This is a genomic window from Burkholderia sp. 572, from assembly GCF_040545135.1.
Classification (GTDB): Bacteria; Pseudomonadota; Gammaproteobacteria; order Burkholderiales; family Burkholderiaceae; genus Burkholderia; species Burkholderia cepacia.
Genome location: NZ_JBEPLH010000010.1, coordinates 289,180 through 307,494, shown reverse-complemented (window position 1 = coordinate 307,494; position 18,315 = coordinate 289,180). Strand labels below are relative to the sequence as shown.

The following is an 18,315-nucleotide window of genomic DNA, read 5'->3' as shown; positions in this document are numbered from 1 at the left end:
CCGGCGGCCGAGAAGGCGGGAAAGGCGGGGGCGAATGGTAAAATTCGCGGATGAAAAAACTCGTGATCCTGATTTCCGGTCGCGGCAGCAACATGGAGGCCATCGTCCGCGCGTGCGCGCAGGAACGCTGGCCGGCCGAGATTGCCGCCGTGATCGCCAACCGGCCCGACGCGGCCGGACTGGCTTTTGCCGCGTCGCACGGGGTGGCGACGGCGGTGGTCGACCACCGCTCGTTCGACGGCCGCGACAGCTTCGACGCGGCGCTCGCCGCCGAGATCGACCGGTTCGCGCCCGATCTTGTCGTCCTCGCCGGCTTCATGCGCATCCTCACGCCCGCATTCGTCAGACGATACGAAGGCCGGTTGCTGAACATCCATCCGTCGCTGCTGCCGAGCTTCAAGGGCATCCACACGCATCAGCAGGCGCTCGACGCGGGTGTCGCGCTGCATGGCGCGAGCGTCCATTTCGTCATCCCCGAGCTCGACAGCGGCGCGATCGTCGCGCAGGGCGCGGTGCCCGTGCGCGCGGGCGACGACGCGGCGGCGCTCGCGCAGCGCGTGCTGGCGGTCGAGCATGTGCTGTATCCGCGCGCGGTGCGCTGGTTCATCGAGGGCCGTTTGCGCCTCGAGAACGGCCGCGCAGTGGTGGCGCCGGAAGAGGCGCGCTGGATTTTCGCGGATCAACCGCATACCGAAACGAGTGAGGGCGTATGAAGCTGCACGGATTCCTGATCGGCCAGACCGAGACTTTGCTGGCCGAGGTGCTGAAGTTCGCCGGCCCCGCCGACGCGACGACGAGCCGGTTCTTCCGCGCGCACCCGAAGCTCGGGCACGCGGAGCGCGGCGTGATCGCCGAGGCGGTGTTCGCGGTGCTGCGCCGGAAAATGGAGTTTTCGCACCTCGCCGAGAGCGGCACCGGTACGCCGGCACGACGCCTCACGCTGCTCGGCCTGATGCAGACGGTCGGCCGCAATGCGCTGAAGCCGTTCCTGTCGGACACCGAGTCGGCCTGGCTCGAGCACGTGTCGAAAATCGACCCGGCGAGCCTGCCCGTGCGCATTCGCACGAACCTGCCCGACTGGATTCACCAGGCGCTGTCGGCCCGTTTCGACGCCGACGAGCTCGCGCAGCTTGCCGCCGCGCTGAACTATCCGGCGCCGCTCGACTTGCGCGCCAACGCGCAGAAGGCGAGCCGCGACCAGGTCATCGACGGGCTGCGCGCGAGCGGCATCGACGCGGGCGCGACGCCGTTCGCACCGTTCGGCGTGCGCGTGGTCGGCAAGCCGGCGCTGACGCGCCTGAAGCTGTTCGAGGAAGGCGCGATCGAGGTGCAGGACGAAGGCAGCCAGCTGCTGTGTTCGCTGGTCGCGCCGCGCCGCGGCGAGATGGTTGTCGATTTCTGCGCGGGCGCGGGCGGCAAGACGCTCGCGCTGGGCGCGATGATGCGCTCGACCGGACGCCTCTATGCGTTCGACGTGTCGGAGAAGCGCCTCGCGAAGCTGAAGCCGCGCCTCGCACGCAGCGGGCTGTCGAACGTGAACCCGGTGCTGATCGACAGCGAGCACGATGCGAAGATCAAGCGGCTCGCCGGCAAGATCGACCGCGTGCTGGTCGACGCGCCGTGCAGCGGCCTCGGCACGCTGCGCCGCAATCCGGACCTGAAGTGGCGCCAGACGCGCACCGCGATCGATGAACTCACGCCGAAGCAGGCGTCGATCCTCGCGAGCGCCGCGCGCCTGGTGAAGAAGGGCGGCCGGCTCGTCTACGCTACCTGCAGCGTGCTCGACGCCGAGAACGAACGCATCGTCGAGCAGTTCCTGGCCGACCATCCCGAGTTCGTGCTGGTGCCGGCGCAGAAGGTGCTGGATGACCAGCGCATCGCGCTCGAGACCGGCGACTACCTGTCGTTGTGGCCGCACCGTCACGCAACCGACGGTTTCTTCGCCGCCGTCCTCGAACGGCGCGCTGCGCAGTAACGACCGCCCGGACTGACGATGGAAAATCTGCAGAGCCGCCTGCTGTCGCATCGGCTGGAATCGGTCATTCGCGACTTCCACCAGCCGGTGATGATCTGGCAGGCGGCGATCCTCGTCGGCGCGCTGTGTTTCGCATGGGTGACCGCGCGCTTCGTGCACGGCCGCATCGATGCACGCCGCCGGGCGGCCGGCCGCGCACCCGGCGCGGGCGCGCAAAGCCTGAAGCGCGCGCTGTTCCCGTTGTTCGGCAGCGTCTTCGTCGGCGCCGCGCAGCTCGCGTTCGACCCGTTCATGTCGACGTCGCTGCTGTCGCTGGCGCTCGTGCCGCTGTTCGGCATCGGGCTGATCTACGTGCTGTTCTTTTTTGCGCGGCGCGTGTTCGCGCGCGACGGCCACACGCATGCGTGGCTGTCGATCGTCGAGAAGATCGTGTCGACCGTCGTGTGGGCCGCGATGGTGCTGACCGTGCTGGGCATTCAGCGCGACGTGCTGGGCTGGCTCGACAGCGTGCAGTTCCGCGTCGCCAACGCGCACCTCACGCTGCTGTCGGTGATTTCCGGCGCGCTGTGGGTATGCGTGACGCTGATGGTCGCGATGTGGCTGGGCTCGGTGCTCGAGGATCGCCTCACGCGCGCAAGCACGCTCGACGCGAACCTGAAGGTCGTGCTGTCGCGGGTCGGCCGCGCGCTGCTGGTATTCGCGGCGATCCTGATCGGGCTGTCGCTGGTCGGCATCGACGTGACGGTGCTCGGCGTGTTCGGCGGCGCGGTGGGTGTCGGCCTCGGTTTCGGGCTGCAGAAGATCGCCAGCAACTACGTGTCGGGCTTCATCATCCTGCTCGACCGCTCGCTGCGGCTCGGCGACGCGATCAGCGTCGGCGGGCTGCAGGGCGTCGTCACGCAGATTCGCACGCGCTACACGGTCGTGCGCGGCCTCGACGGCAACGAGACGCTGATTCCGAACGAGAAGCTGATCACCGACGTCGTGCAGAACCAGTCGTCGTACCTGACGCGCGGCTACGCGAAGGTTGCGGTGCAGGTCGCGTACACCAGCGATGTCGAGCACGCGCTCGTGTTGCTCGCCGATGCGGCCAGGGATGTGCCGCGCGTGCTGGCGGAGCCGGCTCCGACCCCGTATCTGGTGAGTTTCGGTGCGGACGGGATCGACCTGGAGCTCGGTTTCTGGATCGAGGATTCGGCGAAAGGCACGTCCGGCGTGCGTTCGACCGTGAACCGCAATATCTGGCGGCTGTTCAGCGAGCACGGGATTTCGATCCCGTTCCCGCAGCGCGAAGTGCGGGTCGTGGGGCTGCCCGACGGCTTTTCTGCCGCCGGCGTGGCGGCCGGCAACGGCGCGGCGGACGGGCGGGCGCCGGCTGCGTAGCGCAAGCCGGTCGCCAAATGTATCGGCCCCGCGGTCGGAACCGGATCGCGCGCCGTTCCAAGTCCGCCCATGGACTGCGCCTGTTGCGTCAGGGCAAGAAAATGTTCATTTTTTACAAAGACTTGGAACGGTTGAAGTAAAATTCTGGTCTACACGCGGTATGCTTTCATTTTTCTGACGCTTGGCGCGGGCCGGCGTCGCTCTCATCACGGGTAACTGCCTTGTTGAATTCCCTGCTCGATTTTCTTTCCCACGGGCTCCTGCATTTTTCGTGGTGGCAGGTCGCGCTGTTCGCGCTCGCCGTCACGCACGTCACGATTATCGGCGTGACGGTCTACCTGCACCGCTGCCAGGCGCATCGCGCACTCGAGCTGCATCCGATCGCGAGCCACTTCTTCCGCCTCTGGCTGTGGATGACGACCGGCATGCTGACGGGCCAGTGGGCCGCGATTCACCGCAAGCACCATGCGAAGTGCGAGACCGAGGAAGATCCGCACAGCCCGCAGACGCGCGGCATCTGGAAGGTGTTCCTTGAGGGCGCCGAGCTGTACCGCGCGGAAGCGAAGAATGAAGAGACGATGCGCAAGTTCAGCCACGGCACGCCGAACGACTGGATCGAACGCAACATCTACTCGAAGTACCCGATCCTCGGCGTGAGCCTGATGATGGTGATCGACGTCGCGCTGTTCGGCGTGCTCGGCCTGACCGTCTGGGCCGTGCAGATGGTCTGGATTCCGTTCTGGGCGGCTGGCGTCGTCAACGGCTTCGGTCACTTCTGGGGTTATCGCAACTTCAACTCGGCCGACGCGAGCACGAACCTGTTCCCGTGGGGCATCGTGATCGGCGGCGAAGAGCTGCACAACAACCACCACACGTTCGCGACGTCGGCGAAGCTGTCGAACAAGTGGTACGAGTTCGACATCGGCTGGATGTACATCCGCATCATGTCGGCATTCGGTCTCGCGAAGGTGAAGAAGGTCGCACCGACGCCGCGTCTGAACAAGCCGAAGACGGTGCTCGACCAGGAAACGCTGCAGGCCGTGCTGTCGAACCGCTACGAAGTGATGGCGCGCTACGGCAAGGCCGTGAAGCGCGCATACCGCCAGGAGCTCGCGCACCTGAAGGAAATCGGCGGCGAGAAGTACCAGCTGATGCGCGGTGCGCGCAAGTGGTTCCACAAGGATGCCGACGGCCTCGACGAGCCGCAGAAGAAGCTGCTGCCGGAAATCTTCGCGAACAGCCAGAAGCTGCACACGTACTTCCAGCTCCGCCAGGATCTGGCCGCGATCTGGGATCGTTCGACCGCGTCGCGCGAACAGCTTCTCGCACAATTGCAGGATTGGTGCCATCGCGCAGAACAAAGCGGCATCAAGGCGCTGCAGGAATTCGCGACGCGCCTGCGCCGCTACGCCTGATTCGAAATCGATTAGAATCTAAGGACGTCAAAAACCCCGCGTTGGCGGGGTTTTTTATTTGGGCTTCCGGTTTTTGAAGGTGATCGGCAGGGCCGGATTTGTATGAGGCTTGGGGCAGCGGCGAATGGTTGCCCCGGGGCGAGCACAGGGGTGAGGCCGGAGGGGGCGCCAAGGCGCTGATGCTGGTCGACCGCGAAGCATGGATCGAAGTAAGCGCCAAAGCACTAACTTGGATCGACCGCGAAGCATGGATCGAAGTAAGCGCTAAAGCACTAACTTGGATCGACTGCGAAGCATGGATCGAAGTAAGCGCCAAAGCGCTAACTTGGATCGACCGCGAAGCATGGGATCCAAGTAAGCGCTAAAGCGCTAACTTGGATCGACAGGAGATATGGAGATGCAATCGACGATCAAACCCGTCGAATACGATCGGCCCGTCGCAGCAGGGACCGTGTGCGGCGTGGGGCAGGCATGGGCCAAGGTGCCCGACGCACCGTCCGCCGAAGAGCGCGCTGCACTGAAGGCACGTATCAAGGCGCTGCTCGTGCGTGAAAAGGCCGTCCTGGTCGCGCACTACTACGTCGACGCCGAATTGCAGGAACTGGCCGACGAAACGGGCGGCTGTGTCGCCGACTCGCTCGAAATGGCCCGCTTCGGCCGCGATCACGACGCGCAGACGCTGGTCGTCGCCGGCGTGCGCTTCATGGGCGAAACCGCGAAGATCCTGAGCCCGAACAAGCGGATCCTGATGCCCGACCTCGATGCGACCTGCTCGCTCGACCTCGGCTGCCCGGCCGACGAATTCTCGGCGTTCTGCGATGCGCATCCCGACCGTACCGTCGTCGTCTACGCGAATACCAGCGCCGCCGTGAAGGCGCGCGCGGACTGGATGGTCACGTCGTCGATCGGCCTCGAGATCGTGTCCGACCTGCATGCGCGCGGCGAGAAGATCATCTGGGCACCGGATCGCCATCTCGGCAGCTACATCCAGAAGAAAACCGGCGCGGACATGCTGTTGTGGCAAGGCTCGTGCCTCGTCCACGACGAGTTCAAGGGCATCGAACTCGACCTGCTGCGCGCCGAGTATCCGGACGCGAAGGTGCTCGTCCACCCCGAATCGCCGGAAAATGTCGTCGCACAGGCGGACGTCGTAGGCTCGACGACGCAATTGATCGACGCAGCCGTGAAGTTCGACGCGACGCGCTTCATCGTCGCGACCGATCTCGGCATCCTGCACAAGATGCAGCTTGCGGCGCCCGGCAAGACCTTCATCGCCGCACCGACGGCCGGCAACAGCGCAACCTGCAAGAGCTGCGCACATTGCCCGTGGATGGCGATGAACGGCCTCGCGAACCTCGCCGACGTGCTCGAACGCGGTCACAACGAGATCTTCGTCGATCCCGCGATCGGCGAGCGTGCACGTCTGCCGATCGACCGGATGCTCGATTTCGCAGCGGCGCACAAGAAGCGCGTGCAGGCGAGCGGCGATCTGCAGCGCGACCAGCAACTGTTTGCGAACGTGGGGGCTGCATGACGAACGCAGCCGTATCCCCGCTGTTCGACGTCGTCCGCGAGCAATACGGCGCGGCATTCGACGATGCGATCGCGCGCAACGTGGCCGATGCGATCGCGGAAGACGTCGGCGCGGGCGACCAGACCGGGCGGCTCGTGCCGGCCGACGGGCGTCGCCGGGCGCGCATCATCGTGCGCGAGGACGCCGTGCTGTGCGGTGTACCGTGGTTCGAGGCCGTGATTGCACGAATCGATCCGGCGATCGTCGTGCAATGGCGCTATCGCGAAGGCGACCGGATGACGCCCGATTCGACCGTCTGCGAACTCGAAGGGCCGGCGCGTGCACTGCTGACGGCCGAGCGCAACGGACTGAACTTCCTGCAATTGCTGTCGGGTGTCGCGACTGCGACGCGTCGTTACGTCGAGCGCGTCGAAGGCACGCGCGCGAAGATCCTCGACACGCGCAAGACGCTGCCGGGCCTGCGGCTCGCGCAGAAATACGCTGTGCGTGTCGGCGGCGGCGAGAACCAGCGTCTCGCGCTGTATGACGGCATCCTGATCAAGGAGAACCACATCGCAGCGGCAGGCGGTGTCGGCGAGGCACTCGACGCGGCGTTCGCGCTGGAGTCGGGCGTGCCCGTGCAGGTCGAAGTCGAGACGCTCGCGCAACTCGATACGGCGCTCGCGCATCGCGCGCAGTCGGTGCTGCTCGACAACTTCACGCTCGACATGATGCGTGAAGCGGTGCGTGTCGCGAACGGCAAGGCTGTGCTCGAAGTGTCGGGCGGCGTCAATTTCGATACGGTGCGTGCGTTCGCGGAAACGGGTGTCGACCGTATCTCGATCGGCGCGCTGACGAAGGACGTGCGCGCGACGGACTATTCGATGCGTATCGTTGACTGACCGCGCGACATACCGTCTGACAAAAAAAGCCGCTGGCGCGCAAACGCCAGCGGCTTTTTTCGTGGGCCGCAGCCGGGAACGGTGTGGCGGTCAGCGGCGCGAGCGGGGCGTGAGCACGCTCGGCAGCGCCTTCGGCAGCGTGTGCGGCCAGTCGCGGCTGTAGTGCAGCCCGCGGCTTTCGCGGCGCGAGTACGCGCTTTTCACGATCAGTGTCGCCACGTCGACGAGATTGCGCAGTTCGAGCAGGTCGCGCGTCACGCGGAAGTTCGCGTAGTACTCCTGGATCTCGTCGCGCAGCAGCGACAGCCGGTGCTTCGCGCGTTCGAGACGCTTGTCGGTACGCACGATGCCGACGTAGTTCCACATCAGGCGGCGCAGCTCGTCCCAGTTGTGCGCAACGACGACTTCCTCGTCCGCATCCGACACGCGGCTTTCGTCCCACGCGGGCAGCGTGGCAGGCGTTTCGGCATCGAAGCCGGCCGCCTCGATCGCCTCGGCCGCCGCGCGGCCGATCACGAGACATTCGAGCAGCGAGTTGCTCGCGAGCCGGTTCGCACCGTGGAGCCCGGTGTACGACGTTTCGCCGACCGCATACAGGCCCGCGAGATCGGTGCGCCCCGCGAGATCGGTGACGACGCCGCCGCACGTGTAGTGGGCGGCCGGCACGACGGGAATCGGCTGCTTCGCGATATCGATGCCGAATTCGAGGCAGCGCGCGTGGATCGTCGGGAAGTGCTCGCGCAGGAATGCTTCCGGCTGGTGGCTGATGTCGAGATACACGCAGTCGATCCCGCGCTTCTTGATCTCGAAGTCGATCGCGCGTGCGACGATGTCGCGCGGTGCGAGTTCGGCGCGCGGATCGTGCGCGGGCATGAAGCGCGTACCGTCGGGCAGCTTCAGCAGGCCGCCTTCGCCGCGCACGGCTTCCGAGATCAGGAACGACTTTGCATAGGGATGGAACAGGCAGGTCGGGTGGAACTGGATGAATTCCATGTTGGACACGCGGCAGCCCGCGCGCCACGCCATCGCGATGCCGTCGCCGGTCGCGGTGTCGGGGTTCGTCGTGTACAGGTAGACCTTGCCGGCGCCGCCGGTCGCGAGCACCGTATGCGGCGCCTCGATCGTGATCGTGCGGTCGTTGTCGACGTCGAGCGCATACAGGCCGTGACAGCGGCGGCCGGGCAGGCCGAGGCGGTCCGACGTGATCAGGTCGATCGCGTGGTGGTTTTCGAAGAACGTAATGTTCGGATGCTGGCGCGCCCGCGCCGACAGCGTCGCGAGCACCGCGTGGCCGGTCGCGTCGGCCGCGTGGATGATCCGGCGGTGGCTGTGACCGCCTTCGCGCGTGAGGTGGAAGCCGAGCTCGGCTGCGTCGTCCTTCGTGAACGGCACGCCCTGGGAGATCAGCCATTCGATCGCTTCGCGGCCGTGCTCGACGATGTAGCGCGTCGCGCCTTCGTCGCACAGCCCGCCGCCGGCGACCAGCGTGTCGTCGACGTGGTTCTCGATGCTGTCCGCCGAATCGAGGACGGCCGCGATGCCGCCTTGCGCGTTATCGCTTGCCCCCTCCATCATCGAACGTTTCGCGATCAGCGCGACACGTCGCGTGCTGGCCAGGTTGAGTGCGACCGACAGCCCTGCCAGGCCGCTGCCGACGATCGCCACGTCGAATTTCATGCTGCATCTCCATCGTTACGCTTTTGATCTTGTGCGTTCCGGCGGCCGCAGCCGCGGAAAGGGGAGAGCATACCGCGTCGCGCCGGAGCGTGCGCGCAAAACAAAAAGCCCCGCATGTGCGGGGCTTTTCGGTCGCCGTCAGGCTGGCAGAAACCGGAGATTACTTGATCTTGGTTTCTTTGTATTCCACATGCTTGCGGACGACGGGATCGAACTTCTTGATCGCCATCTTTTCCGGCATGTTGCGCTTGTTCTTCGTGGTCGTGTAGAAGTGACCCGTACCAGCGGTCGACTCGAGCTTGATCTTGTCGCGTGCGCCTTTTGCCATGATTGTGCTCCTTGGGCTTAGGCTTCGCCGCGTGCGCGCAGGTCAGCGAGCACGGAATCGATGCCGTTCTTGTCGATCAGGCGCAGGCCGGCGTTCGAGACGCGCAGGCGCACCCAGCGGTTTTCGCTCTCCACCCAGAACCGGCGGTTTTGCAGGTTCGGCAGGAAGCGGCGCTTCGTCTTGTTGTTGGCGTGGGAAACGTTGTTGCCGCTCATCGGCGCTTTCCCAGTTACTTGGCATACGCGTGCCATGAGAGCACTCCTAATACGCTAAATTCGGGGTTCGATCGCCGATGAAGGTTCCATCGTACCGCCACGTGATCCATGGCTGCACTCAGAACGCCGAAGCCCTTACAGACAAGGCCCTTCGATGGCTAGAACTGGTTGGAAAAAAGACAGACGGCGATTCTAGCAGAAAAAGTTCAGAAAAATCAAACCTAATTTCGCATCGCCGTTGCGGCGCCCTTAGGCGGGCCGCAACGGCACAGTCTACAGCCAACCGGCCCGTGCGAACGAAAAAGTATCACTGGTGCCGATGACGACGTGATCGAGCAGCTGAACGTCGACGAGCGCGAGCGCGTCGTGCAGCACGCGGGTCAGGCGCCGATCCTCCGCGCTCGGCTGTACCGCGCCGGACGGATGGTTGTGCGCGACGATCAGCGCCGCGGCGTTGTGCACCATCGCGCGGCGCACGATCTCGCGCGGGTAGACGGCCATGCGCGTCAGCGAGCCGCGCGTGATTTCCTCGGTGTCGATCAGGCCATGGCGCGCGTCGAGGTAGACCGCGGCGAACACTTCGTGCGGGCGCGCACCGATCTTCATCCGCAGATAGTCCTCGACCGCGCCGGGCGAATCGATCAGCCTCTTCTCGCGCGCTTTCTCCTTCAGCACGCGCCGCGCGATCTCGGTGACCGCAACCAGCCGCGCGGAGCGCGCGGGGCCGATGCCGGGGTGCGCCTCGAAATCGTCGGCGGTTGCCTCGAGCAGCCCGCGCAACGTCTTGAACTGCCCGACCAGCGCGCGGGCCGTGACGAACACGTCGTGCCCCGGCTTGCCGGTGCCGAGCAGCAGGGCGATCAGTTCGTCGTCGGTCAGCGCGGCCGACCCGCGCTCCAGCAATCGCTCGCGCGGCCGCTCGGGCCGCCAGTCGCGCGGGCGGCGCTTGCGCCGGCGGATCGGGAGGCCGCGGCCGGGCGGAGCGGCAGGCAGATCGGCGGTGTCGCGGCATTCGACGGGCGGCGGGGTGAGGCAGGGTGACAGCATGCTCGAACTCCATTGGCGGCGGGCGGTGTGCGCGACGTCGTCGCACTTTCCGCCTTGCGCGCTCAGGTGACTTACAATATTGGCTTTGCGCCGGGCCTTTCGGCCGTATCGGGCGCCGACCGAACGAGTAATTCATGAGCCTCATCGATCTATCCGAAGTGAAGCCCGGTTCCCACGTCACGTTGCATTACCGGCTGGCACTGGCCGACGGCGCCGACATCGTCAACACCTTCACCGACAAGCCGGCCACGCTGCTGCTCGGCGCGGGGCAACTGGCGCCGTCGCTGGAACAGATTCTGATCGGGCTCAGGGTCGGCGACCATTCGACTTTTCAGCTAACGCCCGAACAGGGGTTCGGTCCCCGCAATCCCGACATGCTCCAGCGCGTCACGCTGTCGACGCTGCGCGAGAACGGGATGGTCGGCGACGATTTCACGCCGGGCGAACTGATCGAGTTCAATGCGCCGGACGGCGGCCGGTACGCGGGGGTGCTGAAGGAAGTCAGCGAGACCTCGGCACTGTTCGACTTCAATCATCCGCTCGCGGGCCAAGCGCTCACGTTCGAAGTGAAAATCATCGGAATCCTGTAATCATGAGCACCACCGATACGCTGTCCGGGCAGACCGTCGCAGCCGACGCCGAAATCCTGCTGGCCCAGCCGCGCGGTTTCTGCGCGGGTGTCGATCGCGCGATCGAGATCGTCGAGCGCGCAATCGCGATGCACGGTGCGCCGATCTACGTTCGTCACGAAATCGTCCACAACAAGTACGTGGTCGAGGATCTGAAGAAGAAAGGCGCGATCTTCGTCGAGGAACTCGAGGAAGTGCCGGCCGGCAATACCGTGATCTTCAGTGCGCACGGCGTGTCGAAGGCCGTGCGCGACGAGGCCGACGTGCGCGGGTTGCGCATTTACGACGCAACCTGCCCGCTCGTCACGAAGGTGCACGTCGAAGTGGCGAAGATGCGCCAGGACGGCGTCGACATCGTGATGATCGGCCACAAGGGCCATCCGGAAGTCGAAGGTACGATGGGTCAGGTCGAGCGCGGCATGCATCTCGTCGAGAGCGTCGAGGACGTGCAGAAGCTCGAGCTCGCCGATCCCGAGCGCATCGCGCTCGTCACGCAGACGACGCTGTCCGTCGACGATGCAGCCGAGATCATCGGCGCGTTGAAGGCCAAGTATCCGAAAATCCGCGAGCCGAAGAAGCAGGACATCTGCTACGCGACGCAGAACCGCCAGGACGCAGTGAAGTTCATGGCGCCGCAGTGCGACGTCGTGATCGTCGTCGGCAGCCCGAACAGCTCGAATTCGAGCCGCCTGCGCGAAGTGGCCGAGAAGCGCGGCGTGGACGCTTATATGGTCGATGCACCCGACCAGATCGACCCGGCATGGGTCGCGGGCAAGCGCCGCATCGGCGTGACGGCCGGCGCGTCGGCACCCGAAGTGCTCGCCCAGGCCGTGATCGCGCGCCTGCGCGAGCTCGGTGTGCGCAACGTCCGCGCGCTCGAAGGCATCGAGGAAAACGTGTCGTTTCCGCTGCCGCGCGGGTTGAACCTGCCGCCCGCCGCCTGATTGACGCAGCGCACCTGCGGACACACCGAAGCGCGCCTCCCGGCGCGCTTTTTTTTACCCGTCGGAATTGCAATCGCAACCATTCTCCGCATTCATGGTGCAACCGGGTTGCTCCTGTCGTTTTCAAGCGTCTCTCAAAATTGGTTGCAATGCAGGAAAACCCCATCGAATCAGGATTATTGGCGTCCTATAAATGGAGTTACAATGCGCCCGTTTTCAGGCCTGAATGGCTTTGAAATCGGGTTTTGGCAAGGCGCGGGAGACCATTCGATGCATGTGAAGTTGGCTTACGCCGTGTCCGTCGCCGCACCGGTTGCAATGCTTGCCGGCTGCAGCAAAAAGAGCGACGGCGGGGCGGGGAGGGAGGCTGCGGTGTTCGCGGCACCGCCGGCCAGCGGCGTGCGCGTCGCCGGAACCGTTCGTGCGGCACCGTTCGCGTGCCGCATCGGGCAATTGGGCAAGGACAAGGAAAACGGGGCACGTTTGGCGATCGAGGAAATCAACGCGCTTGGCCTGGCGAACGGTCAGGCAGCGGGCACGCAGGTTGCAATGCAGCAAGCCGCCGGTCGTGGCGTGACAGCGACCGTGCGCGCCGATCGACGCAGGCCGGCCATGGTGCCCGGCGCTGTGGGCAGCGTGCCGATGTCGCCGGCCCCCTTTCATTTCGATTCGACGAAACAGCGCGTTGCCGCGAGCAATGGTGTCGCGGCGCGCGGCCTGATTCGTACGATGGATTCCGACGCAGTCCTGACGAATGTCGGGCGCGGCGTTCGCGGTGCCTCGCGGGGCGGCGCGATACGGAATCCGATCTGCCCGGATGCGGGGCTCGCCTCGCACCGGACGGGAAAAGGCACGGATGCCGGGCAACCGGACGATGGCCGTCTCGGCATGCTGCCCTACGACTTCAAGGAGGCCACGAACACCGTCCTCGATGTCGTGACGATTTAGCGACGGGACTCATGACGGCACCGGAACAGTGCGGTGCCGTTTCTGTATCCGCTCCGGCGGCAAGTCCGGCCGTACAGGCCGGGCGGCGCGCGCCGGGACGATCCACCCTTACCGGTATCGACTAGTACCCGCAGTGTCGCCGAGAAGGCGCGATTCCTCGCTTACCCGCGGGGCGCACCGTCCTCCGGCAGCACGGGCCAAGGAGCTTTAAATGGATATTTTCGTCCAGCAGGTTCTCAACGGGCTGGTGCTCGGCAGTGTCTACGCCATCATCGCGTTGGGCTACACGATGGTGTACGGCATTCTCGGCATCATCAACTTCGCGCACGGCGACGTGCTGATGATCGGCGCGATGGTCGCCTTGTCGGCCATCACCGTGCTGCAGAACCATTTCCCCGGACTCGGCAACGTCGCGACGCTGACGATCGGCCTGGGCATCGCCGCCGTCGTCTGTGCGTTCGTCGGCTTCACGATCGAGCGGGTCGCATACCGGCCGCTGCGCCGCGCACCGCGCCTCGCCCCGCTGATCACCGCGATCGGCGTGTCGATCCTGCTGCAGACCGCCGCGATGATCATCTGGTCGCGCAACCCGCTGCCGTTCCCCCAATTGCTGCCGACCGATCCGATCAACGTGATCAAGGCGACCGACACGACGCCCGGCGCCGTGATCTCGGTTACTGAAATCGTGATCATCGCGGTGGCGTTTATCGTGATGGGCGGCCTGCTGCTGCTCGTGCACAAGACCAAGCTCGGCCGCGCGATGCGCGCGATCGCCGAAAGCCCGAACACCGCGAGCCTGATGGGCGTGAACCCGAACTTCGTGATCTCGGCGACGTTCATGATCGGCTCCGCGCTTGCCGCGCTGGCCGGCGTGATGATCGCGTCCGAATACGGCAACGTGCACTTCTACATGGGCTTCATCCCCGGCATGAAGGCATTCACGGCCGCGGTGCTGGGCGGGATCGGCAACCTCGGCGGCGCAATGGTCGGCGGCGTGCTGCTCGGCCTGATCGAGCAGCTCGGGGCCGGCTACATCGGCAACCTCACGGGCGGTGTTTTCGGCAGTAACTACCAGGACGTGTTCGCCTTCGTCGTGCTGATCATCGTGCTGGTGTTCCGTCCGTCCGGCCTGTTGGGCGAACGTGTCGCGGATCGCGCGTAACGGAAGGGAGCAAACAACATGACATCCATTCAACCGATTGAATCCTCGACGTCGCTCGTCGAAGAGCGCAACACCGCCAAGACCGTCATCATCGGCATCCTGACCGCTGCGTTCGTGATCGCCGCGCCGATCATCATCGGCTCGGCCGGCGGCAACTACTGGGTCCGCGTGCTCGACTTCGCGATGCTGTACGTGATGCTCGCGCTGGGCCTGAACGTGGTGGTCGGCTTCGCCGGCCTGCTCGACCTCGGCTACATCGCGTTCTACGCGGTGGGCGCGTATACGGCGGCATTGCTGAGCTCGCCGCACCTGACCTCGCAGTTCGAGTGGATCGCGGCGCTCGCGCCGAACGGCCTGCACATCCCGTTCCTGATCATCGTGCCGATCGCGATGGCGCTGGCGGCGACCTTCGGGATCCTGCTCGGCGCGCCGACGCTGCGCCTGCGCGGCGACTACCTGGCGATCGTGACGTTGGGCTTCGGTGAAATCGTCCGGATCTTCATGAACAACCTCGACCGTCCGGTGAACATCACCAACGGCCCGAAGGGGATCACGGGTATCGATCCGGTGCACGTCGGCGGCTTCAACCTGTCGCAGACGCACTCGCTGTTCGGCCTGCAGCTGCCGTCGGTCTACATGTACTACTACCTGTTCGTGCTGTGCTCGCTGCTGGTGATCTGGGTGTGTACGCGTCTGCAGCACTCGCGTATCGGCCGTGCCTGGGCAGCCATCCGCGAAGATGAAATCGCGGCGAAGGCGATGGGCATCAACACCCGCAACGTGAAGCTGCTTGCGTTCGCGATGGGCGCGTCGTTCGGCGGCCTGTCGGGCGCGATGTTCGGTGCGTTCCAGGGCTTCGTGTCGCCCGAGTCGTTCACGTTCTGGGAATCGATCGTGGTGCTCGCCTGCGTGGTGCTCGGCGGCATGGGCCACATCCCGGGCGTGATCCTGGGCGCGGTGCTGCTCGCGATCTTCCCGGAATTCCTGCGCTCGACGATGAGCCCGCTGCAGCACGCGCTGTTCGGTCACGACGTCGTCGATACGGAAGTGATCCGTCAGGCGCTGTACGGCCTCGCGATGGTGGTCATCATGCTGTACCGCTCGGAAGGCCTGTGGCCCGCGCCGAAGCATGAGGACAAGATCGCGAAACTGGCGAAGCGCAACAGCAAGAAGCCGGTGCGCGCTTAACCTACGGACACAGGGGATATACACATGAGCGACAAGCAAATCCGACTGTCCGTCAAGGGCGTGAACAAGCGCTTCGGTGGCCTGCAGGCGCTGTCCGACGTCGGCCTCGAGATCAAGGAAGGCGAGATCTACGGGCTGATCGGCCCGAACGGCGCCGGCAAGACGACGTTCTTCAACGTGATCACGGGCCTCTACACGCCGGACTCCGGCGAGTTCAAGCTCGACGGCTCGGAATACAAGCCGACCGCGGTGCATCAGGTCGCGAAGACGGGCATCGCGCGCACGTTCCAGAACATCCGCCTGTTCGGCGGGATGACGGCCCTCGAGAACGTGATGGTGGGCCGCCACGTGCGTACCAAGCACGGGCTGCTCGGCGCGGTGTTCCAGACGCCGGCCGAACGCCAGGAAGAGCGCGAGATCAAGGAACGCGCGATCGAGCTGCTCGAATACGTCGGTGTGCTGCAGTACGCCGACTACACGTCGCGCAACCTCTCGTACGGCCACCAGCGCCGTCTCGAGATCGCGCGCGCGCTGGCGACCGACCCGAAGCTGCTCGCGCTCGACGAGCCGGCGGCCGGGATGAACGCGACCGAAAAGGTCGAACTCACGCGCCTGCTCGACAAGATCCGCTCGGACGGCCGCACGATTCTGCTGATCGAGCACGACGTGAAGCTCGTGATGGGGTTGTGCAACCGGATGACGGTGCTCGATTACGGCAAGGTGATCGCCGAGGGTCTGCCGCAGGACGTGCAGAAGAATCCGAAGGTGATTGAGGCATATCTCGGCGCAGGGGTGCACTGATGGCAGCGGCAATGTTGAAAATCAAGGGCTTGCAGGTCAACTACGGCGGCATCCAGGCCGTCAAGGGCGTTGACATGGAAGTCCGTCAGGGCGAGCTCGTGACGCTGATCGGCGCGAACGGCGCAGGCAAGACCACGACGATGAAGGCGATCACGGGTCTCAAGCCGTATTCGGCGGGCGACATCGAGTACGACGGCAAGTCGATCAAGGGCGTGCCGACCCACGAGCTGCTCAAGCGCGGCCTCGCGATGGTGCCGGAAGGCCGCGGGATCTTCGCGCGGATGTCGATTGTCGAGAACATGCAGATGGGTGCGTACCTGCGCAACGACACCGAGCAGATCAAGAAGGACGTCGACCGCATGTTCGGCTTCTTCCCGCGTCTGAAGGAGCGTGCGACGCAGCTCGCGGGCACGCTGTCGGGCGGCGAGCAGCAGATGCTGGCGATGTCGCGCGCGATCCTGTCGAAGCCGAAGCTGCTGCTGCTCGACGAGCCGTCGATGGGCCTGTCGCCGATCATGGTCGAGAAGATCTTCGAAGTGGTGCGCGAGATCTCGAAGGAGGGCATCACGGTGCTGCTCGTCGAGCAGAACGCACGCCTCGCGCTGCAGGCGGCCGACCGCGGCTACGTGATGGATTCGGGGACGGTCACGATGGAAGGCGATGCGAAGCAGATGCTCGACGATCCGAAGGTGCGTGCCGCGTATCTCGGTGAATGAGTGAGTGAATGAGCGGGCCCGGTGGCGCGCGACGGCAGGTGCCGGGCGCGTCGCACACGGGCTGTCGAAAGGCTGTCACGGGATGCCGTGACAGCCTTTTTTTCGTGTCATGCGATCCGGGGCGAACTTGTGCGTGCGGGCGCGACTCCATTCGACTGTTGCGCTGAGCACGCGACGCGGGAACGATGGGGCAGGGCCGCCCGAAGCCGGTCGCCCGACGCCGGTCGCCCGAAGCCGGTCGCCCGAAGCCGGTCGCCTGCAAACCGACACACGGGCCGTGTAGCATCGACGGCCCATCGGGACACGGAGAGCACGCATGAGTCTGGACTACGGTTTCGTGAAGGCGAAGGTGACATCGGTGGCGAAGCTGAAGGGCTCGCCGCACGGCAGCGAGATCCAGTATCACATCCACCTGACGCTGGCGTTGCCGGGCGGCAACTGGGACGTCGCGATCAACGTCGGCACCAGCGACGCGGACGACTTGCTGAACTACAAGCTCGTCTACGATTTCCACCACCCGATCACGCAGACGCTCGCGGCCGCGGCCGAAGGCTATACCGACCTGACGGGGCAGGCCGCATTGCCCGCGCTCGACTACCTGCGCAGCGACATCCTGAACGAAACGGGAGCGTGGCGCGCGAGCGCCGTGATGGACGGCACGGAGAATCCGGAGCCGATCCCGTCGCTGCTGCGGCTCGTGAACGCCGCGCAGTCGCAGGGGCTCGACGTCGTCGTGTTCGGCCGCTCGTATGCCGAAGGCAACGGCATCCACGACACGCACATGAACCAGGGGTCGACGGGCTCGAACTACGTGCACCGTGCGGGCGACGACCACAACGACCACAACGACATCTGGCAGGACGGCGCGCTGATCGTGCGCGTGAGCGACACGCAGTGGGCCGCATATTTCGCCGCGTTCGAGCAGCAGGCCGTGCCGACCGACGCGCTCGGCAATCCGCTGCCGGGCGCGGGGCCGATCACGCGCTGAGATCGCCGGCGGCCGGCGTTCGCGTCATGCGGCCGGCAGCGTCTTGCCGAACGAGATGCGTTCCTCGACGCGGTAGCCGAGCGCCGCGTAGAAGCGGCACGCATCGTCGTTGCCCGGCAGCACCTGCAGGTTGATCTTCAGGCAGCCGCGCGCGGCGAGCGCGCGTTCCGCATGTGCGATCAGCGCGCGGCCGATGCCGAGCCGCCGCGCGTCGTTCGATACGCCGAACGAGTAGAGCCAGCCGCGATGTCCGTCGAAACCCGCCATCAGCGTGCCGACGACGCGTGCGCCGCTGGTCGCGACGAAAAACAGCTCCGGCTGCGTCGCGAGCTTCAGCTCGATCGATCGCATCGGATCGCGGTGCGGCGGCGCACCGGCTTCGTCGTACTGCGGGAACGCGTCGCGCCATACCGCGAGCACGGCATCGGTGTCGGCGCGTTCGAACGGGCGGATTGCGACAGCATCGGCGGCGGCATCCATCGGC

Annotated in this window: 20 protein-coding genes; 15 read left to right on the top strand and 5 right to left on the bottom strand. The window is 65.5% G+C overall.

The features are described 5' to 3' along the window. Positions 1-50: 50 nt before the first annotated feature. The 7 genes from purN to nadC all read left to right on the top strand — a co-directional run bounded on the left by purN (position 51) and on the right by nadC (position 7,188). Positions 51-713, top strand: coding sequence for a phosphoribosylglycinamide formyltransferase (gene purN / locus ABIC51_RS21155; RefSeq protein ID WP_021160746.1), 663 nt, complete (start codon positions 51-53; stop codon positions 711-713). Beyond that, positions 710-1,975 carry an RsmB/NOP family class I SAM-dependent RNA methyltransferase gene (locus ABIC51_RS21150; RefSeq protein WP_021160747.1) on the top strand — a complete coding sequence of 422 codons (1,266 nt, stop codon included), beginning with the start codon at positions 710-712 and terminating at the stop codon, positions 1,973-1,975. The genes purN and ABIC51_RS21150 overlap by 4 nt, the downstream gene beginning before the upstream one ends. An 18-nt stretch (positions 1,976-1,993) precedes the next feature. Continuing rightward, a complete protein-coding gene (locus tag ABIC51_RS21145; RefSeq protein ID WP_060206965.1) occupies positions 1,994-3,358 on the top strand; it encodes a mechanosensitive ion channel family protein in 1,365 nt (454 codons plus the stop codon). A 221-nt stretch (positions 3,359-3,579) separates the two neighbouring features. Further along, on the top strand, positions 3,580-4,773 hold the full coding sequence (locus ABIC51_RS21140; protein WP_027786669.1) for a DesA family fatty acid desaturase: 1,194 nt from the start codon (positions 3,580-3,582) through the stop codon (positions 4,771-4,773). Positions 4,774-4,952: 179 nt separating this feature from the next. After that, entirely contained in the window at positions 4,953-5,138 is a 186-nt protein-coding gene (locus ABIC51_RS21135; protein ID WP_354006615.1) for a hypothetical protein, read from the top strand. 32 nt (positions 5,139-5,170) lie between these two features. Further along, complete coding sequence (gene nadA / locus ABIC51_RS21130; RefSeq protein WP_354006614.1) at positions 5,171-6,307, top strand: quinolinate synthase NadA; 1,137 nt, start codon at positions 5,171-5,173, stop codon at positions 6,305-6,307. Then, positions 6,304-7,188 (top strand): carboxylating nicotinate-nucleotide diphosphorylase, encoded by an 885-nt coding sequence (gene nadC, locus ABIC51_RS21125; protein WP_354006613.1) that lies wholly within the window; start codon positions 6,304-6,306, stop codon positions 7,186-7,188. The genes nadA and nadC overlap by 4 nt, the downstream gene beginning before the upstream one ends. Positions 7,189-7,278: 90 nt before the next feature. Here nadC and nadB read toward each other — a convergent pair whose 3' ends face one another. The 4 genes from nadB to radC form a co-directional block, all read right to left on the bottom strand. Continuing rightward, a complete protein-coding gene (nadB, locus tag ABIC51_RS21120) occupies positions 7,279-8,865 on the bottom strand; it encodes an L-aspartate oxidase (protein ID WP_059697749.1) in 1,587 nt (528 codons plus the stop codon). A 160-nt stretch (positions 8,866-9,025) separates the two neighbouring features. Continuing rightward, on the bottom strand, positions 9,026-9,193 hold the full coding sequence (gene rpmG / locus ABIC51_RS21115; RefSeq protein WP_006478046.1) for a 50S ribosomal protein L33: 168 nt from the start codon (positions 9,191-9,193) through the stop codon (positions 9,026-9,028). A gap of 17 nt (positions 9,194-9,210) precedes the next feature. Further along, a complete protein-coding gene (gene rpmB / locus ABIC51_RS21110) occupies positions 9,211-9,444 on the bottom strand; it encodes a 50S ribosomal protein L28 (RefSeq protein WP_004186391.1) in 234 nt (77 codons plus the stop codon). Between the two features lie 237 nt (positions 9,445-9,681). Beyond that, on the bottom strand, positions 9,682-10,455 hold the full coding sequence (gene radC, locus ABIC51_RS21105) for a RadC family protein (protein ID WP_027786672.1): 774 nt from the start codon (positions 10,453-10,455) through the stop codon (positions 9,682-9,684). 134 nt (positions 10,456-10,589) lie between these two features. Here radC and ABIC51_RS21100 point away from each other — a divergent pair, with 134 nt between their 5' ends. The 8 genes from ABIC51_RS21100 (at position 10,590) to ABIC51_RS21065 (ending at position 17,831) form a co-directional block, all read left to right on the top strand. Next, the gene (locus ABIC51_RS21100; protein ID WP_027786673.1) at positions 10,590-11,045 is read left to right on the top strand and encodes an FKBP-type peptidyl-prolyl cis-trans isomerase; all 456 of its coding nucleotides are present in this window, start codon (positions 10,590-10,592) and stop codon (positions 11,043-11,045) included. Positions 11,046-11,047: 2 nt separating this feature from the next. After that, positions 11,048-12,028, top strand: coding sequence for a 4-hydroxy-3-methylbut-2-enyl diphosphate reductase (gene ispH, locus ABIC51_RS21095; protein WP_021160756.1), 981 nt, complete (start codon positions 11,048-11,050; stop codon positions 12,026-12,028). Positions 12,029-12,232: 204 nt separating this feature from the next. Continuing rightward, positions 12,233-12,976: an amino acid-binding protein gene (locus ABIC51_RS21090; protein WP_226127842.1), complete on the top strand. Its 744-nt coding sequence runs from the start codon at positions 12,233-12,235 to the stop codon at positions 12,974-12,976. 211 nt (positions 12,977-13,187) lie between these two features. After that, positions 13,188-14,138, top strand: a complete 951-nt coding sequence (locus ABIC51_RS21085; RefSeq protein ID WP_006478051.1) for a branched-chain amino acid ABC transporter permease — start codon at positions 13,188-13,190, stop codon at positions 14,136-14,138. Positions 14,139-14,156: 18 nt separating this feature from the next. Continuing rightward, positions 14,157-15,326, top strand: a complete 1,170-nt coding sequence (locus ABIC51_RS21080; protein WP_027786675.1) for an ABC transporter permease subunit — start codon at positions 14,157-14,159, stop codon at positions 15,324-15,326. 24 nt (positions 15,327-15,350) lie between these two features. Beyond that, positions 15,351-16,127 carry an ABC transporter ATP-binding protein gene (locus ABIC51_RS21075; RefSeq protein WP_021160760.1) on the top strand — a complete coding sequence of 259 codons (777 nt, stop codon included), beginning with the start codon at positions 15,351-15,353 and terminating at the stop codon, positions 16,125-16,127. Next, on the top strand, positions 16,127-16,843 hold the full coding sequence (locus ABIC51_RS21070) for an ABC transporter ATP-binding protein (RefSeq protein WP_027786676.1): 717 nt from the start codon (positions 16,127-16,129) through the stop codon (positions 16,841-16,843). Before ABIC51_RS21075 ends, ABIC51_RS21070 begins: the two co-directional genes overlap by 1 nt. A 316-nt stretch (positions 16,844-17,159) precedes the next feature. Continuing rightward, on the top strand, positions 17,160-17,831 hold the full coding sequence (locus tag ABIC51_RS21065) for a DUF2278 family protein (RefSeq protein WP_059686583.1): 672 nt from the start codon (positions 17,160-17,162) through the stop codon (positions 17,829-17,831). Between the two features lie 24 nt (positions 17,832-17,855). Here ABIC51_RS21065 and ABIC51_RS21060 read toward each other — a convergent pair whose 3' ends face one another. Further along, positions 17,856-18,311: a GNAT family acetyltransferase gene (locus ABIC51_RS21060; protein WP_027786678.1), complete on the bottom strand. Its 456-nt coding sequence runs from the start codon at positions 18,309-18,311 to the stop codon at positions 17,856-17,858. Positions 18,312-18,315 lie beyond the last annotated feature (4 nt).

What these genes read in the sequence shown, in the direction of transcription:
- purN (WP_021160746.1), top strand. Translation starts at nt 51, where the DNA reads ATGAAAAAACTCGTGATCCTGATTTCCGGTCGCGGCAGCAACATGGAG.
- ABIC51_RS21150 (WP_021160747.1), top strand. Translation starts at nt 710, where the DNA reads ATGAAGCTGCACGGATTCCTGATCGGCCAGACCGAGACTTTGCTGGCC.
- ABIC51_RS21145 (WP_060206965.1), top strand. Translation starts at nt 1,994, where the DNA reads ATGGAAAATCTGCAGAGCCGCCTGCTGTCGCATCGGCTGGAATCGGTC.
- ABIC51_RS21135 (WP_354006615.1), top strand. Translation starts at nt 4,953, where the DNA reads ATGCTGGTCGACCGCGAAGCATGGATCGAAGTAAGCGCCAAAGCACTA.
- nadA (WP_354006614.1), top strand. Translation starts at nt 5,171, where the DNA reads ATGCAATCGACGATCAAACCCGTCGAATACGATCGGCCCGTCGCAGCA.
- nadC (WP_354006613.1), top strand. Translation starts at nt 6,304, where the DNA reads ATGACGAACGCAGCCGTATCCCCGCTGTTCGACGTCGTCCGCGAGCAA.
- nadB (WP_059697749.1), bottom strand. Translation starts at nt 8,865, where the DNA reads ATGAAATTCGACGTGGCGATCGTCGGCAGCGGCCTGGCAGGGCTGTCG.
- rpmG (WP_006478046.1), bottom strand. Translation starts at nt 9,193, where the DNA reads ATGGCAAAAGGCGCACGCGACAAGATCAAGCTCGAGTCGACCGCTGGT.
- rpmB (WP_004186391.1), bottom strand. Translation starts at nt 9,444, where the DNA reads ATGGCACGCGTATGCCAAGTAACTGGGAAAGCGCCGATGAGCGGCAAC.
- radC (WP_027786672.1), bottom strand. Translation starts at nt 10,455, where the DNA reads ATGCTGTCACCCTGCCTCACCCCGCCGCCCGTCGAATGCCGCGACACC.
- ABIC51_RS21100 (WP_027786673.1), top strand. Translation starts at nt 10,590, where the DNA reads ATGAGCCTCATCGATCTATCCGAAGTGAAGCCCGGTTCCCACGTCACG.
- ispH (WP_021160756.1), top strand. Translation starts at nt 11,048, where the DNA reads ATGAGCACCACCGATACGCTGTCCGGGCAGACCGTCGCAGCCGACGCC.
- ABIC51_RS21090 (WP_226127842.1), top strand. Translation starts at nt 12,233, where the DNA reads ATGCGCCCGTTTTCAGGCCTGAATGGCTTTGAAATCGGGTTTTGGCAA.
- ABIC51_RS21085 (WP_006478051.1), top strand. Translation starts at nt 13,188, where the DNA reads ATGGATATTTTCGTCCAGCAGGTTCTCAACGGGCTGGTGCTCGGCAGT.
- ABIC51_RS21080 (WP_027786675.1), top strand. Translation starts at nt 14,157, where the DNA reads ATGACATCCATTCAACCGATTGAATCCTCGACGTCGCTCGTCGAAGAG.
- ABIC51_RS21075 (WP_021160760.1), top strand. Translation starts at nt 15,351, where the DNA reads ATGAGCGACAAGCAAATCCGACTGTCCGTCAAGGGCGTGAACAAGCGC.
- ABIC51_RS21070 (WP_027786676.1), top strand. Translation starts at nt 16,127, where the DNA reads ATGGCAGCGGCAATGTTGAAAATCAAGGGCTTGCAGGTCAACTACGGC.
- ABIC51_RS21065 (WP_059686583.1), top strand. Translation starts at nt 17,160, where the DNA reads ATGAGTCTGGACTACGGTTTCGTGAAGGCGAAGGTGACATCGGTGGCG.
- ABIC51_RS21060 (WP_027786678.1), bottom strand. Translation starts at nt 18,311, where the DNA reads ATGGATGCCGCCGCCGATGCTGTCGCAATCCGCCCGTTCGAACGCGCC.